The organism is Streptomyces sp. NPDC101237, from assembly GCF_044767465.1.
GTDB classification, from domain to species: domain Bacteria; phylum Actinomycetota; class Actinomycetes; order Streptomycetales; family Streptomycetaceae; genus Streptomyces; species Streptomyces gramineus.
Window position 1 is genome coordinate 17,115 of sequence record NZ_JBIWNY010000029.1, and the last position, 14,067, is coordinate 31,181.

Below are 14,067 nucleotides of genomic sequence, written 5' to 3' on the forward strand. Positions count from 1 at the left end.
GCCAGCCCGTGCTCACCCGGCGGCTGCTGCGCGCCCTCCCCCTCACCCCGGCCCTGGTCCTGCTGGTGCTCTTCCTCGGCGGGCCGATCGTCTACTGCGCCTGGATCGCCTTCACCGACCTCCAGCTCACCGGCCAGGCGCACTCCTCCTTCGTCGGCCTCGCCAACTTCCGCAGGGCCTTCCGCGACGACGCCTTCCTGAACGCCGTCTGGCTGACCCTGGTCTTCACCGTGGTGTCCTCGCTGGTCGGGCAGAACACGCTGGGGCTCGCGCTCGCCGCGCTGATGCGGCGGGCGTCGAAGCCGGTGCGGACGCTCACCGGCGGGATCGTGATCACGGCGTGGGTGCTGCCGGAGGTCGTCGCCGGGTTCCTGCTCTACGCCTTCTTCCGGCGCGAGGGAACGCTCAACGCCATCCTGGACCTGCTCCATCTGCCGTCCCAGAACTGGCTGTTCACCCTGCCCATCCTGGCCGTGTCGTTCGCCAACGTGTGGCGGGGCACCGCCTTCTCGATGCTCGTCTACTCCGCCGCGCTCGACGAGATACCGAACGAGATCGAGGAGTCGGCGGAGGTCGACGGCGCCGGCGGCTGGCGGCGGATGTGGCACATCACGCTGCCGATGATCCGCCGCTCCATCGGGACGAACCTGATGCTCAACACCCTGCAGACACTCTCCGTCTTCGGGCTGATCTGGGTGATGACCCGCGGCGGCCCCGGCGACAGGAGCCAGACGCTCCCGTTGTTCATGTACGAACAGGCCTTCCAGAACAGCATGATCGGGTACGGGACGGCCGTCGCCCTGCTGCTGCTCCTGGTCGGCTCGCTCTTCTCCGTCGTCTACATGCGGCTGCTGCGCACGGAGGTGTGAACGGAACAGATGCCCCGCAACCGCCGGCGCTCGCGCCGTCTCGCCGCCGACCTCGGACTGCTCGTCGTGGCCGCCGCCTTCGTGCTGCCGCTCGCCTGGGTGCTGCTCTCCGCCGTCGACCCGCACGCCGATCTGCGGGTGCGGATCCCGGACGGGTTCACCTTCGCCAACTTCGACGCGATCCTCACCCCGGACATCACCTACACCCCGCTCCTGAACAGCCTGATCCTGTGCGGCGGAGCCACCGCGCTCACCGTGGTCTGCGCCGCCCTCGCCGCCTACCCGCTCTCCCGCTTTCGCTCCCGGTTCAACCGGCCGTTCCTGCTGTCCATCCTCTTCGCGACCAGCCTGCCGATCACCGCGATCATGGTGCCGGTGTACGCGCTGTTCGTCCGGGTCAACCTCATCGACACCGTGCAGGGCACCATCCTGTTCTTCGCCGCCTCCCAGCTCCCCTTCGCCATCTGGCTGATGAAGAACTTCATGGACGGCGTGCCGAAGGAGCTGGAGGAGGCCGCCTGGACGGACGGCGCGGGCCCCGCCCAGTCGCTGGTGCGGATCGTGCTGCCGCTGATGGGGCCGGGGCTGGCCGTCGTCACCGTGTTCGCCTTCGTGATGATGTGGGGCAACTTCTTCGTCCCCTTCATGCTGCTGCTCTCCCCGGACCAGATGCCCGCCTCGGTCAGCATCAACGACTTCTTCGGCAACCGCGGCATGGTCGCCTACGGCCAGCTCGCCGCCTTCTCCGTCATCTACTCGACGCCGGTGATCCTGCTCTACGTCCTGGTCGCGCGGAGGCTGGGCGGAGGGTTCGCCCTGGGCGGCGCGGTCAAGGGATGAACGGACCGGGCCCCGCACCGCGTCCGTACGTTCGCACCATCCGTGTTCCTGGCCGAACGGACCGTGGTCACCGCCCGCCCGCGCCCCTACCTTGTGCGCTGTGCGCCGACCCCCAGCTCTGCCGAACCAGCCAGGTCCTCCCTTCAACGCCCCCGCCGCCCGCAGGCTCCGTGCCGGTCTCGGCATGGGCCCCGAGCACGTGGCCCACCATCTGCGGGTCTCGTACGGCATGCCGTACGCCACGCCCGATCTCGTGGTCGCCTGGGAGCGCGGAGCGCTGATCCCCAGCAGTCCCGAACTCACCGCGCTCTCGGGCGTGCTGTGGTGCACGCCCGGCGAACTGATCGGGCGGCCGCGGACGTTGCGCGACCACCGGATCGCGCGCGGGCTGGCTCCCGAGGACGTGGCGCTGGCCGTGGGCCTGGAACTCCACGCCTATCTGGCCGTGGAGGAGGACGGGCGCTGGCCGGGCACGGACCGCCAGTCCGCCGTCCTCGCCGACCTGCTCCGGCTCTCCCTGCCGGACTACGTCACCGTCACCGGCAAGGAGGAGAGGCTGGCCGACCTGCTGCGCAGTGCCGTCACCACCCGCTGGCAGGCGTACGTCCGGCCGGTCGGCAGACTGGTCCCGCTGGACCGCCGGGCGACCGAGAACGCCCTGCGGGCGCTGCACGAGGACTACCAGGGCCGGATGACGGCGACCCTGGCCTGGGGGAACATCCCGGCGAGCGCGTCGGCGGACGACAGGGGCGACGAGTTTCTCGCGGGGATCGTCGCCCACTTCTGGAACACCGTCGAGGACAGACATCCCTAGGGAGCCGCGGAAAACCGCGCGACCAGCCCTCCGCCGGCCCGCGGTCCGGCCACGACCCTGCCGGTCAGAAGACCGACTCGGCCTCGTCCATCCGGTCCTTCGGCACCCGCTTCAGCTCGGTGACCGCCTCCGCGAGCGGCACCATCACGATGTCCGTACCGCGCAGCGCCGTCATCCTCCCGAACTCGCCCTGGTGCGCCGCCTCCACCGCGTGCCACCCGAACCGGGTCGCGAGGACGCGGTCGTAGGCGGTCGGGGTGCCGCCGCGCTGCACGTGGCCGAGGATGACCGGCTTGGCCTCCTTGCCGAGCCGCCGCTCCAGCTCGTACGCGAGCGCCGTGCCGATGCCCTGGAACCGCTCGTGGCCGTACTGGTCGATCTCGCCCTTGCCGTAGTCCATGGAGCCCTCGGCGGGGTGCGCGCCCTCGGCCACGCAGACCACGGCGAACTTCTTGCCGCGGGCGAACCGCTCCTCGACCATCTTGGCCAGGTCGGCGGGGTCGAAGGGCCGCTCGGGGAGGCAGATGCCGTGGGCGCCGGCGGCCATGCCGGACTCCAGGGCGATCCAGCCGGCGTGCCGGCCCATCACCTCGACGACCATCACGCGCTGGTGGGACTCGGCGGTGGTCTTCAGCCGGTCCATGGCCTCGGTGGCGACGCCCACCGCCGTGTCGAAGCCGAACGTGCGGTCGGTCGAGGAGATGTCGTTGTCGATGGTCTTCGGGACGCCGACGACCGGCAGGCCGGCGTCCGACAGCATCCGCGCCGCCGTCAGCGTGCCCTCGCCGCCGATCGGGATCAGCGCGTCGATGCCGAACTCCTCGACCATGTCGGTGGCCCGGTCGCACGCCTCGCGCAGACGGTCCCGCTCCAGCCGCGAGGAGCCCAGGATGGTGCCGCCGAGGGACAGGATGCCGCCGACCGCGTCCAGGTCGAGGGTGCGGTAGTGGCCCTCGAGCAGCCCCCGGAAGCCGTCTTCGAAACCGATGACCTCGTCGTCGTACTGCGCGACCGCGCGATGTACCACCGATCGGATGACGGCGTTCAGGCCGGGGCAGTCGCCGCCTGCGGTGAGAACTCCGATGCGCATGGTGGTGTGTCTCCTGCTCGCTGTCGTTACCGGTGAGCCGATCCGATTGTTTCATGCCGTACGGGGCGGTGAAATCCTGACGGGCGCCTTATCCGGCGTCGGGGGTATTGTCAAGAGCGTCCGCTCACCCCGGTGGGCGATTTTTATGCGGCCGCACAGGAATCACGCAGAGACTCACACAGAGACGGAGTGCACACGTGACGCGCAGCGTGTACGTGACCGGGATCGACCGCGGCGACGGCCGCCAGGTCGTGGAGCTGGGCATGATGGAGCTCCTGACCCGCCAGGTCGACCGGGTGGGCGTCTTCCGCCCGCTCGTCCACGACGGCCCCGACCGCCTGTTCGAGCTGCTGCGTGCGCGGTACCGCCTCTCCCAGGACCCGGCGACCGTCTACGGCATGGACTACCACGCGGCCTCCGCCCTGCAGGCCGAGCGCGGCGCCGACGAACTGGTCTCCACCCTCGTCGACCGCTTCCACCTGGTCGCCCGTGACTACGACGTCGTCCTCGTCCTCGGCACCGACTACGCCGACACCCAGTTCCCGGACGAGCTGTCCCTCAACGCCCGGCTCGCCAACGAGTTCGGCGCCTCGGTGATCCCGGTGGTCGGCGGCCGCGAGCAGAGCGCCGAATCGGTGCTCGCGGAGACCCGGAACGCGTTCCGGGCGTACGACGGCCTCGGCTGCGACGTGCTGGCGATGGTCGCCAACCGGGTCGCCCGCGAGGAGCGGGACGAGATCGCGGGGCGGATCGACGGGCGGCTTCCGGTCCCGGTGTACGTGCTGCCGGACGAGCCCGCGCTGTCCGCGCCGACCGTCTCCCAGATCGCCCACGCGCTCGACGCGGAGGTGCTGCTCGGCGACGACTCGGGGCTGGCCCGGGACACGCTGGACTTCGTGTTCGGCGGCGCGATGCTGCCCAGCTTCCTGCCCGCCCTGACCCCGGGCTGCCTGGTGGTGACCCCCGGCGACCGCGCCGACCTGGTCGTCGGCTCCCTCGCCGCGCACAGCGCCGGCACCCCGCCGATCGCCGGCGTGCTGCTCACCCTGAACGAGCGGCCCAGCGAGGAGATCCTCACCCTCGCCGCCCGGCTCGCCCCGGGCACCCCGGTCCTGTCGGTGCCCGGCAACAGCTTCCCGACCGCCGCCCGGCTGTTCTCCCTGGAGGGCAAGCTGAACGCGGCCACCCCGCGCAAGGCGGAGACCGCGCTCGGCCTGTTCGAGCGGTACGTCGACACCGCCGGCCTCAGCAAGCGGGTCTCCGCGCCGAGCAGCGGTCGCCTCACCCCGATGATGTTCGAGCACCAGCTGCTGGAGCAGGCCCGCTCCGACCGGCGGCGGGTGGTGCTGCCGGAGGGCACCGAGACGCGGGTCCTGCACGCGGCCGAGGTGCTGCTGCGCCGGGGCGTGTGCGACCTGACGCTGCTCGGTCCGGTGGACCAGATCCGCAAGAAGGCCGCCGACCTCGGGATCGACCTCGCCGACGCCCAGCTGATCGACCCGGCCGTCTCCGAGCTGCGCGACACCTTCGCCGAGCGGTACGCGCAGTTGCGGGCGCACCGGGGCGTGACGGTGGAGCTGGCCTACGACGTGGTCACCGACGTCAACTACTTCGGCACGCTGATGGTCCAGGAGGGCCTGGCGGACGGCATGGTCTCGGGGTCCGTGCACTCCACGGCGGCCACCATCCGGCCCGCCTTCGAGATCATCAAGACAAAGCCGGGCTCGTCGATCGTCTCGTCGGTGTTCTTCATGTGCCTGGCGGACAAGGTGCTCTGCTACGGCGACTGCGCGGTCAACCCGGACCCGGACGCCGAGCAGCTCGCCGACATCGCCATCCAGTCGGCCGCCACCGCCGCCCAGTTCGGCGTGGAGCCGCGGATCGCGATGCTGTCGTACTCCACGGGGACGTCGGGTTCGGGAGCGGACGTGGACAAGGTGCGGGAGGCCACCGGGCTGGCGCGCTCGCGGCGGCCCGACCTGAAGATCGAGGGGCCGATCCAGTACGACGCGGCCGTGGAGCCGAGCGTCGCGGCGACCAAGCTGCCCGGCTCCGAGGTGGCCGGACAGGCCAGCGTGCTGATCTTCCCGGACCTCAACACCGGCAACAACACCTACAAGGCCGTGCAGCGGTCGGCCGGCGCGGTCGCCGTCGGTCCGGTGCTGCAGGGGCTGCGCAAGCCCGTCAACGACCTGTCCCGGGGCGCCCTCGTCCAGGACATCGTCACGACCGTCGCCATCACGGCGATCCAGGCCCAGAACCTCGATTCCTCCAACGCGAAGGCCCCCGCCCAGTGAGTCCCACCCGTGTCCTCGTCCTCAACTCCGGTTCCTCCTCGCTGAAGTACCAGCTGCTGGACATGCGGGACAGCAGCCGCCTCGCGGCCGGCCTGGTCGAGCGGATCGGCGAGCAGACCTCCCGGATCCGGCACGCCTGCCTGGCCACCGGCGACACCCGTGAGCACAGCGGCCCGATCGCCGACCACGACGCGGCGTTGAAGGCCGTGTCGCAGGAGCTGTCCAGGGACGGGCTCGGGCTGGACTCGCCGGAACTGACCGCCATCGGGCACCGGGTGGTGCACGGCGGGATGTTCTTCACCGAGCCGACCGTCGTCGACGACGAGGTGCTCGCCGAGATCGAGCGGCTCATCCCGGTCGCGCCGCTGCACAACCCGGCCAACCTGACCGGCATCCGTACCGCGCGGGCGCTCCGTCCCGACCTGCCGCAGGTCGCCGTCTTCGACACGGCGTTCCACACCACCATGCCGGAGTCGGCGGCCCGGTACGCGATCGACCCGAGGATCGCCGACCGGCACCGCATCCGCCGCTACGGTTTCCACGGCACCTCGCACGCCTACGTCTCCCGCGCGACCGCGCGGCTGCTGGGCAGGTCGCCGGAGGAGGTGAACGTCATCGTGCTGCACCTCGGCAACGGGGCGTCCGCCTCGGCGGTCGCGGGCGGCCGGTGCGTGGACACCTCCATGGGGCTGACGCCTCTGGAGGGGCTGGTGATGGGCACGCGTTCCGGTGATCTGGATCCCGCCGTCATTTTCCATTTGGCGCGTGTTGGCGGAATGTCCATGGATGAGATCGACACTCTTCTCAACAAGAGGAGCGGTCTGTTCGGACTGTGCGGTGACAACGACATGCGGGAGATCCGGCGCCGGATCGACGAGGGCGACGAAGAGGCCGAACTCGCCTTCGACATCTACATTCACCGCCTGAAGAAGTACATCGGCGCCTACTACGCGGTGCTCGGCCGGGTGGACGCGGTGGCGTTCACGGCCGGGGTCGGCGAGAACGCGGCGCCGGTGCGGGCGGCCGCCGTCGCCGGCCTGGAGGGGCTGGGACTGGCCGTGGACCCGGAGCTGAACGCCGTACGGGCGGACGGGCCGCGGCTGGTGTCGCCGGCGGACGCGCGGGTCGCCGTCGCCGTGGTGCCGACGGACGAGGAACTGGAGATCGCCACCCAGACCTACGCACTGGTCGGCGCCGGCACGAATGACAGCTGAGCATATCGGCGCCCATTTGTATCTTCCGCCAGACGGAATATTCCGCAGCGAAACAAAACGATAGGATCGCCCCATGCGCCGTTCGAAAATCGTCTGCACCCTCGGCCCCGCGGTCGACACCCACGAGAAGCTCGTCGCCATGATCGAAGCCGGCATGAACGTGGCCCGCTTCAATTTCAGCCACGGCTCGCACGCCGAGCACCAGGGACGCTACGACCGCGTCCGGGCCGCCGCCAAGGAGACCGGCCGGGCCATCGGTGTCCTCGCCGACCTGCAGGGCCCGAAGATCCGTCTGGAGACCTTCGCCGAGGGCCCGGTGGAGCTGGAGCGCGGTGACGAGTTCGTCATCACCACCGAGGACGTCCCCGGCGACAAGACCATCTGCGGCACGACCTACAAGGGCCTGCCGGGCGACGTCTCGCGCGGCGACCAGATCCTCATCAACGACGGCAACGTCGAGCTGAAGGTCCTGGACGTCGAGGGCGCGCGGGTGAAGACCATCGTCATCGAGGGCGGTGTCGTCTCCGACCACAAGGGCATCAACCTGCCCGGCGCGGCCGTCAACGTGCCCGCGCTGTCCGAGAAGGACGTCGAGGACCTCCGGTTCGCGCTGCGCATGGGCTGCGACATGGTCGCGCTGTCCTTCGTGCGGGACGCCAAGGACGTCGACGACGTCCACAAGGTGATGGACGAGGAGGGCCGCCGGGTCCCCGTCGTCGCCAAGGTGGAGAAGCCGCAGGCGGTGGAGAACATGGAGGGCGTCGTGATGGCGTTCGACGCCGTCATGGTGGCCCGCGGCGACCTCGCCGTCGAGTACCCGCTCGAGAAGGTCCCCATGGTGCAGAAGCGCCTGATCGAGCTGTGCCGGCGCAACGCCAAGCCGGTGATCGTGGCGACCCAGATGATGGAGTCGATGATCACCAACTCCCGGCCGACCCGCGCCGAGGCCTCCGACGTGGCCAACGCGATCCTGGACGGCGCGGACGCGGTCATGCTGTCGGCGGAGTCCTCGGTCGGCGCCTACCCGGTCGAGACGGTCAAGACGATGTCGAAGATCGTCGTCGCGGCGGAGCAGGAACTGCTGAGCAAGGGCCTGCAGCCGCTCGTGCCCGGCAAGAAGCCGCGTACGCAGGGTGGTTCGGTGGCCCGCGCGGCCTGCGAGATCGCCGACTTCCTCGGCGGTCGCGGCCTGGTCGCCTTCACCCAGTCCGGCGACACCGCCCGGCGCCTGTCCCGCTACCGGGCCCAGCAGCCGATCATCGCCTTCACCACCGACGAGAACACCCGCAACCAGCTGACGCTCAGCTGGGGCGTGGAGTCGCACGTGGTGCCGTTCGTGAACACCACCGACGAGATGGTCGACATGGTCGACCAGGAGCTCGCCAAGATCAACCGCTTCGACGCGGGCGACACCGTCATCATCACGGCCGGTTCGCCCCCCGGCGTCCCCGGCACCACCAACATGCTCCGGGTCCACCACGTCGGCGGCTCCGCGGGCAACTGAGGCGCCGGTACCGGTTCCCGTACGACACCGAGGGCGCTCCCCGCGACGGGGGCGCCCTCGGTGTCGTACGCGTGGTCCACGCACCGTGGCCCGGTCTCCCGCCTGAGGCGGACGACCGGGCCACGGCTCTGCGCGCGGCTCCCGAACGGGTCTGCGGACGGCGCTCAGCCGGTGCCGTCGGTGGTGTAGACGTGCATGCCGGGGACGTGCAGGGTGCCGCCGAACTGGGCCGCCTGGACGACCTTCACGTTGGTGAAGTAGATCAGCGGGATGTTGAGCGGCGGCGGGCTGTCCGGGCTGAACGTGATCGGGATCAGACCGAAGAGGTTGCCGGAGATCGACTCCGTGTACATCGTGGTGTCGCCGTCACGGATGGTGGACGTCGAGCCGGACCTGGCCTGCACGTGGTAGGTCTTGCCGATCGTCTTGTCCTTGACCGTCTGGTGCAGGTCGCCGATGTCGGTGCCGCCGGAGATGACGTACTTCAGCACCTTCTTCGTCTTCCCGCTGGCCGTCTTCACCTCCACGACACCCTGGTAGTCGGCGCTCTTGAGCAGCAGCGAACTGGCGCTCAGGTACCAGGGGTCGTCCGCCACCGCGACCTTGTTGTCGACACCGCTGACGTCGTCGGTGGCGACCTTGCAGTCGTCGGGCACCGCGCCGGCGCTGTCGGACGGGCTCGGTGTGGCGCCCGCGGTGGCGTCCTCGGCGCCCTTGGTGACCTCGCCGGCCGCCTTGGTCGCCGTGCCGGTGGTGTCCTTCACGGTGTCCGTGACCGTCTTGGCGGCCTTGGTGACCGTGTCCTTGACCGTGCCGGAGGCGCTGTCGTCCTTGGCCGTGCCCGACTTGTCCGTGGACGAGGACTTGTCCGCGGACGGCGACTTGTCCGTGGAGGACGAGGACGCCGAGGCCGACGGCGTCGGGCTCGCGGCCGAGTCCGACGAGGACGAGCCGGCCGCACCGCCGCCGAGGATGCCGCTGATGGCATCGCCGATGGAGCCCAGCAGGCCGCCGCCGGCGCCGTTCGCGGAGGCGGACGGCGAGGGGGTGGCCGTGGCGTCGGAGCCGGACGAGCCCGAGTCGCCCGAGGACGAGGAGGACTTGGACGGGGTCGGGGTCGGGGTCTTCGCGTCGTCGGAACCTGAATCCGACGACGAGGACGTACCCGAGTCCTTGCCCTTGTCCTCGTTCTTGCCCTCACCCTTGTCCGACGACGAGTCCTTGGAGCCGGAGGACGCCGAGGGGGACGGCGTGGCCGACTCCTTGGCGTCGTCGCTCGCGCTCGCGGAGGGCGAGGCGGAGTCCAGGGCGGAGACGCAGTCCTTGTAGTCGTCGGCCTGCTGGCTGTTCGACGCGGTCGACGTGTTGTTCGTGTCGGCGATCGCGAGCGTGGACGTGAACCCCATGCCCATGATCACGGCCGTCGGCATCGCCACGGAGGCGATCGCCTTGCCGGCCGGCATGTGGAACCTGGTGAACAGCGGCTTCTTGGGTGCCGCGTGGCGCGGCCCGGTTCTCCCACGGGACGCGTCCACGTCGATCCCGTGGGTCACCTCGTCAGCCGGCACTGTGCCTCCCGTTCGCCCCGTCCAGCGGGCTCGTTCCTGACAGGTCATTCGCCTTGCCCATGCCGTCCGAGTCCCGCGGGTGGGTGTCCGCACCGGGGGTGTCCGCACCGGGGGTGTGGTCCCCGGTCGGCGGGACGTCGCCCTCCGGCTGCGGCGTGCCCGGCGCCCAGGCGGCCTCGGGCTGCGGCGGGGCGCCCGGCGACCAGGCCACGGCCATCGCCCCGCCGATCAGGGCGAACAGGAAGCCCACGATGAAGCCACCGAAGTTGGACACGGGCAGGGACACCAGCGCCAGCAGGATCGCGGCGACACCCGCGAACGTGCGGATGTGTTTCTGGAACCAGACACTGATGCCGAGGACGACGAGCAGCACACCGATGATCAGGGACCCGGCTCCCGCGGTGGTCGCCATCGCGATGGTGAGATGACCGAGCTGGAGGTGCGCGTACGGGAAGTACATGATCGGGAAACCGGCGATCAGGATGTACAGACCGGCCCAGAACGGCCGCGTGCCCCGCCAGGAGCGGAACTGCAGCCTCCGGCGGTCGAACTGGCCGGGTGCGGCAGGAGTCTCGGCGCTCATGGAAAACAGCTCCCTGGTGCGGCGTTGCTGTGGTGGTGTTGCTGTGGTTGGGCGGTGCCGTCGTGTGCACCGCATGTGAAGACCGCGGGAAGAAGGGTCAGGCGGGGGTGCCGTCGGCGCCCCCGCCCGTCACGGAGTGCTTAGTAGCACTCCGCTCCCTTCGTCGAGATCGACATGTGCAGACCGCTCAGCTTGAAGGTTCCGGCGGTGGTGGCCCACGCCGTCTGCTGAACCTTGGTCAGGGAGGCGTGGTCGGCCTCCTGCGCGAACCCGTTCGGGTTCGTCTGGCCGGCCTTGGCCTCGTCCGACTTGATGCCGGGACCCTTGGTCGAGCTGCCGGCCGCGACACCGATGTTGATGTTGGTGAACGTCGCGTCGGCGCTCAGGTCGTCGAGGTCGATGTACAGCTTGCTGGCCTCGACCGGCTTCTTGGCGTCGGTGCCCGCGTGCAGGATCAGGCTGACGTTTCCGAAGATCGGGACGTTCGGCGTGACCACGGACTGGCACAGGTTGTTGATCGTCGCGCTGTTGAACGCGGAGACCGCAACCGGGTGGATCGTCTTGTCACCGGCGAGGGTGACACCCGAGTCGACGGCTCCGTACTGGACGAAGCCATCACCTTCGAGCTGGTCGGCCGTGACCTTGAACTGCTGGCCCGACACGCTGAACGACGCGGCGAGAGCGCCCTGCGCGAGGGCGACACCTATCGCGGCCGTAGCGGCGACGCTGGGCACCATGACCACAGCGAAGCGCTTCCATCTGGTCCCGCCACGCACCTGGGACTCCATATTTCCTCCTTCTCGGACGTACATCTCCTGGCCCGGAATCGCCCCCAACGGCGGCTCGGCCGGGCAGGGATGGGAGAAGTGCTACGTCCTCGGAAGGGGAGCGCCCGCACTCGGAGGCACGAACCGCACCTCGATCACCGGCGATCACCCCCGAGCGACAACCACTGGTCGCGCCTGACACGCATCACGCACAACCCTGCTGGACAGGCTCCGCCTCGCGGCGAAGACCCCCCTGCCCAAGAGCCGGCGTCACTGCCGCCGACTCTGCTCGGTGGGGACCCAGATGAGCCCGCGGACCCGACCGGCTGTCGGGGTACGGCAATGGACCGAGCGTCGCCGATCGTGGTGCATTCTCGCCGCCCGCACAAGGGGCTTCGTTACTGGGTAGTAACGGCCGGATAACCGATGAACGACCCGGTGGTCTCGGAGAGCGACGCAGGGTCGCATCGAGGGGCAGAGCAAAACAGTTGATCCCTGGACAGAACCAGACAGATCAAGGCCCCTGATTTACTACGAGTAACAGCGGCCGCGATTACCAAGATTTGGTAAAGAGCGGCCGCTGTGACCTCTTCCCGGCGAATCTTTCACGCCGGCATCACAGGACGTGACGTTTAGCGACTGGTCAGAACCGTGTTCAGACCGCGCCTCAGAACAGCGCCCGTGCCAGGGCCCTGCGCGCGTTCACCACCCGCGGGTCGTCCGTGCCGACGACCTCGAAGAGCTCCAGGAGCCGCCGCCGTACGGCGTCCCGGTCCTCCCCCGCCGTCCGCCGCACGGCCTCGATCAGCCGCCCGAAGGCGTCCTCGACGTGGCCGCCCACCAGATCCAGGTCGGCGCCCGCGATCTGCGCCTCGGCGTCGGCCGGCTTGTCGGCGGCCGCCGTCCGCACCGCCTGCGGGTCCATCCCCTGGACCCGCTGGAGCAACTCGGCCTGCGCGAGCCCCAGCTTGGCCTCGCTGTTGCCCGGGTCGTCGCCGAGCACGTTCTTGTACGCCTGGACCGCGCCGGCCAGGTCACCCGCGTCCAGCGCCTGGACGGCGGCTTCGAGGAGGGCGTCGTAGGGGCCGGCGGGTGCCGCGGCGCCGGCCGCCGGGACGGCCCCCGGCTGCGCGTCGGGGTCGACGGTCAGACCGGTCAGACCGAACCGCTCCTCGGCCACCTGGATCAACTGGTCGAGAGTGCCGCGGATCTGGTCCTCGGCGGCGGCGCCCTGGAAGAGCGGCAGCGCCTGCCCGGCGACCACCGCGAACACCGCCGGGATCCCCTGGATCCCGAACTGCTGCATCAGCATCTGGTTGGCGTCGACGTCGATCTTGGCCAGCAGGATGCGGCCGTTGTACTCGACGGCGAGCCGCTCCAGGACCGGGCTCAGCTGCTTGCAGGGCTGACACCACTCGGCCCAGAAGTCGAGGACGACCGGGACTTCGGCGGACCGCTGCAGGACATCGCGCTCAAATCCGGCTTCGTCGACGTCGATGACGAGATCGGCCGGGGCGACGGCACCGGCTCCGCCCTGGCGGGCCGTTTCGGCGCGCGTCTGCTCGGCCTTGGCCTTGGCCTCCTGGGCGGCCTTCACCGCGGCGAGGTCGACGACGCCGCTCATGGACATGTTCCGTGGCTGCATGCGTCTATCCTCCCCCGTTCCCGCGTGTGTGTGAAAAGCGTGGTGAAAGCCGGGCCGAACCTGTGCCCGGCGGGAGCACGGGGTCCCCACCCCGTACCGTGGTCGTCGCCCGTGCGGTCACCCACGAGCTTTCGCTACGAGTCGTAGCGTAATGCCACCGGGAGCCCCCGCGACACCCCTTCCCGGTGATCTCCCTCACGACGTCACATGAACCGCCGGTTATGGTCGTGGGATGCAGAGCCGCACCCCCGCCAGCCGTACCGGGCGCCCGCGCAGTGCCGAGGCGGACGCCGCGATCCTGGCGGCGACCCGGCAGGCGCTGGTGGAACTGGGCTGGTCCAAGCTCACCTTGGGAGACGTGGCGACGCGCGCGGGGGTGGCGAAGACGACCCTCTACCGCCGCTGGGCGGGCAAGAACGAACTCGTCGTGGACGCCGTGGCGGAACTCTTCGACGAACTGGAGCTGCCCGACTGCGGCAGCCTCGCCGACGACATCGAGGGCGTGGTCCTGCAGTTCGCGGCGATCCTGGACCGCCCCGAGGCCAAGAGCGGCCTGATGGCGGTGGTCGCCGAGTCCACCCTGGACGACGCGCTGCGCGAGCGGGTCCGCACCTCCATCGTGCAGCGGCAGATGCGGCTGGTCCTGGAGGGCCGGGAACGGGCTCAGTTCCGCGGCGAACTCCCGCCGGAACCGGACCCCGAGGAGTCCGCCCGCACGGTCGAGCTGATCTTCGACATGGTGGCGGGTGCGGTGGTCCACCGCACCCTGGTGAGCGGCAAGCAGGCGGACGAGCAGTGGGTCCGCGACTTCACGCGGGTCCTCCTCCAGGGGCTGTCCTCGGAATCCGGAGAGGGTTAGGGGGCGGCGGCCCGGGG

12 protein-coding genes are annotated in these 14,067 nt (G+C 70.2%); 7 read left to right on the forward strand and 5 right to left on the reverse strand.

What is annotated here, in order from left to right:
- Positions 1 to 8 precede the first annotated feature (8 nt).
- The 3 genes from ACIRQ9_RS33350 (at position 9) to ACIRQ9_RS33360 (ending at position 2,523) form a co-directional block, all read left to right on the forward strand.
- Entirely contained in the window at positions 9 to 869 is an 861-nt protein-coding gene (locus tag ACIRQ9_RS33350; protein WP_404182216.1) for a carbohydrate ABC transporter permease, read from the forward strand.
- A gap of 9 nt (positions 870 to 878) precedes the next feature.
- A complete protein-coding gene (locus ACIRQ9_RS33355) occupies positions 879 to 1,709 on the forward strand; it encodes a carbohydrate ABC transporter permease (protein ID WP_404182044.1) in 831 nt (276 codons plus the stop codon).
- A 100-nt stretch (positions 1,710 to 1,809) separates the two neighbouring features.
- A complete protein-coding gene (locus ACIRQ9_RS33360) occupies positions 1,810 to 2,523 on the forward strand; it encodes a helix-turn-helix domain-containing protein (RefSeq protein WP_404182047.1) in 714 nt (237 codons plus the stop codon).
- A gap of 64 nt (positions 2,524 to 2,587) precedes the next feature.
- Here the strand turns inward: ACIRQ9_RS33360 and ACIRQ9_RS33365 are convergent, their stop codons facing one another.
- A complete protein-coding gene (locus ACIRQ9_RS33365; protein ID WP_404182050.1) occupies positions 2,588 to 3,613 on the reverse strand; it encodes an ATP-dependent 6-phosphofructokinase in 1,026 nt (341 codons plus the stop codon).
- 197 nt (positions 3,614 to 3,810) lie between these two features.
- Here ACIRQ9_RS33365 and pta point away from each other — a divergent pair, with 197 nt between their 5' ends.
- The 3 genes from pta (at position 3,811) to pyk (ending at position 8,628) form a co-directional block, all read left to right on the forward strand.
- Complete coding sequence (pta, locus tag ACIRQ9_RS33370; protein WP_404182053.1) at positions 3,811 to 5,910, forward strand: phosphate acetyltransferase; 2,100 nt, start codon at positions 3,811 to 3,813, stop codon at positions 5,908 to 5,910.
- On the forward strand, positions 5,907 to 7,124 hold the full coding sequence (locus ACIRQ9_RS33375; protein ID WP_404182056.1) for an acetate kinase: 1,218 nt from the start codon (positions 5,907 to 5,909) through the stop codon (positions 7,122 to 7,124). Before pta ends, ACIRQ9_RS33375 begins: the two co-directional genes overlap by 4 nt.
- Before the next feature lie 73 nt (positions 7,125 to 7,197).
- The gene (gene pyk, locus ACIRQ9_RS33380; RefSeq protein ID WP_404182059.1) at positions 7,198 to 8,628 is read left to right on the forward strand and encodes a pyruvate kinase; all 1,431 of its coding nucleotides are present in this window, start codon (positions 7,198 to 7,200) and stop codon (positions 8,626 to 8,628) included.
- A 164-nt stretch (positions 8,629 to 8,792) separates the two neighbouring features.
- On the opposite strand, the gene ACIRQ9_RS33385 is transcribed toward pyk, so the two are convergent.
- From ACIRQ9_RS33385 to ACIRQ9_RS33400, 4 genes are all read right to left on the reverse strand, one after another.
- Positions 8,793 to 10,196, reverse strand: a complete 1,404-nt coding sequence (locus tag ACIRQ9_RS33385; RefSeq protein WP_404182062.1) for a hypothetical protein — start codon at positions 10,194 to 10,196, stop codon at positions 8,793 to 8,795.
- On the reverse strand, positions 10,186 to 10,779 hold the full coding sequence (locus ACIRQ9_RS33390; RefSeq protein WP_404182065.1) for a DUF6114 domain-containing protein: 594 nt from the start codon (positions 10,777 to 10,779) through the stop codon (positions 10,186 to 10,188). Before ACIRQ9_RS33390 ends, ACIRQ9_RS33385 begins: the two co-directional genes overlap by 11 nt.
- 140 nt (positions 10,780 to 10,919) lie before the next feature.
- A complete protein-coding gene (locus ACIRQ9_RS33395; RefSeq protein WP_404182068.1) occupies positions 10,920 to 11,567 on the reverse strand; it encodes a DUF6230 family protein in 648 nt (215 codons plus the stop codon).
- 646 nt (positions 11,568 to 12,213) lie between these two features.
- Entirely contained in the window at positions 12,214 to 13,191 is a 978-nt protein-coding gene (locus tag ACIRQ9_RS33400; RefSeq protein ID WP_404182071.1) for a tetratricopeptide repeat protein, read from the reverse strand.
- A gap of 232 nt (positions 13,192 to 13,423) precedes the next feature.
- On the opposite strand from ACIRQ9_RS33400, the gene ACIRQ9_RS33405 reads away from it, so the two are divergent.
- Complete coding sequence (locus ACIRQ9_RS33405; protein ID WP_404182073.1) at positions 13,424 to 14,050, forward strand: TetR/AcrR family transcriptional regulator; 627 nt, start codon at positions 13,424 to 13,426, stop codon at positions 14,048 to 14,050.
- The last annotated feature ends 17 nt before the right edge of the window (positions 14,051 to 14,067 follow it).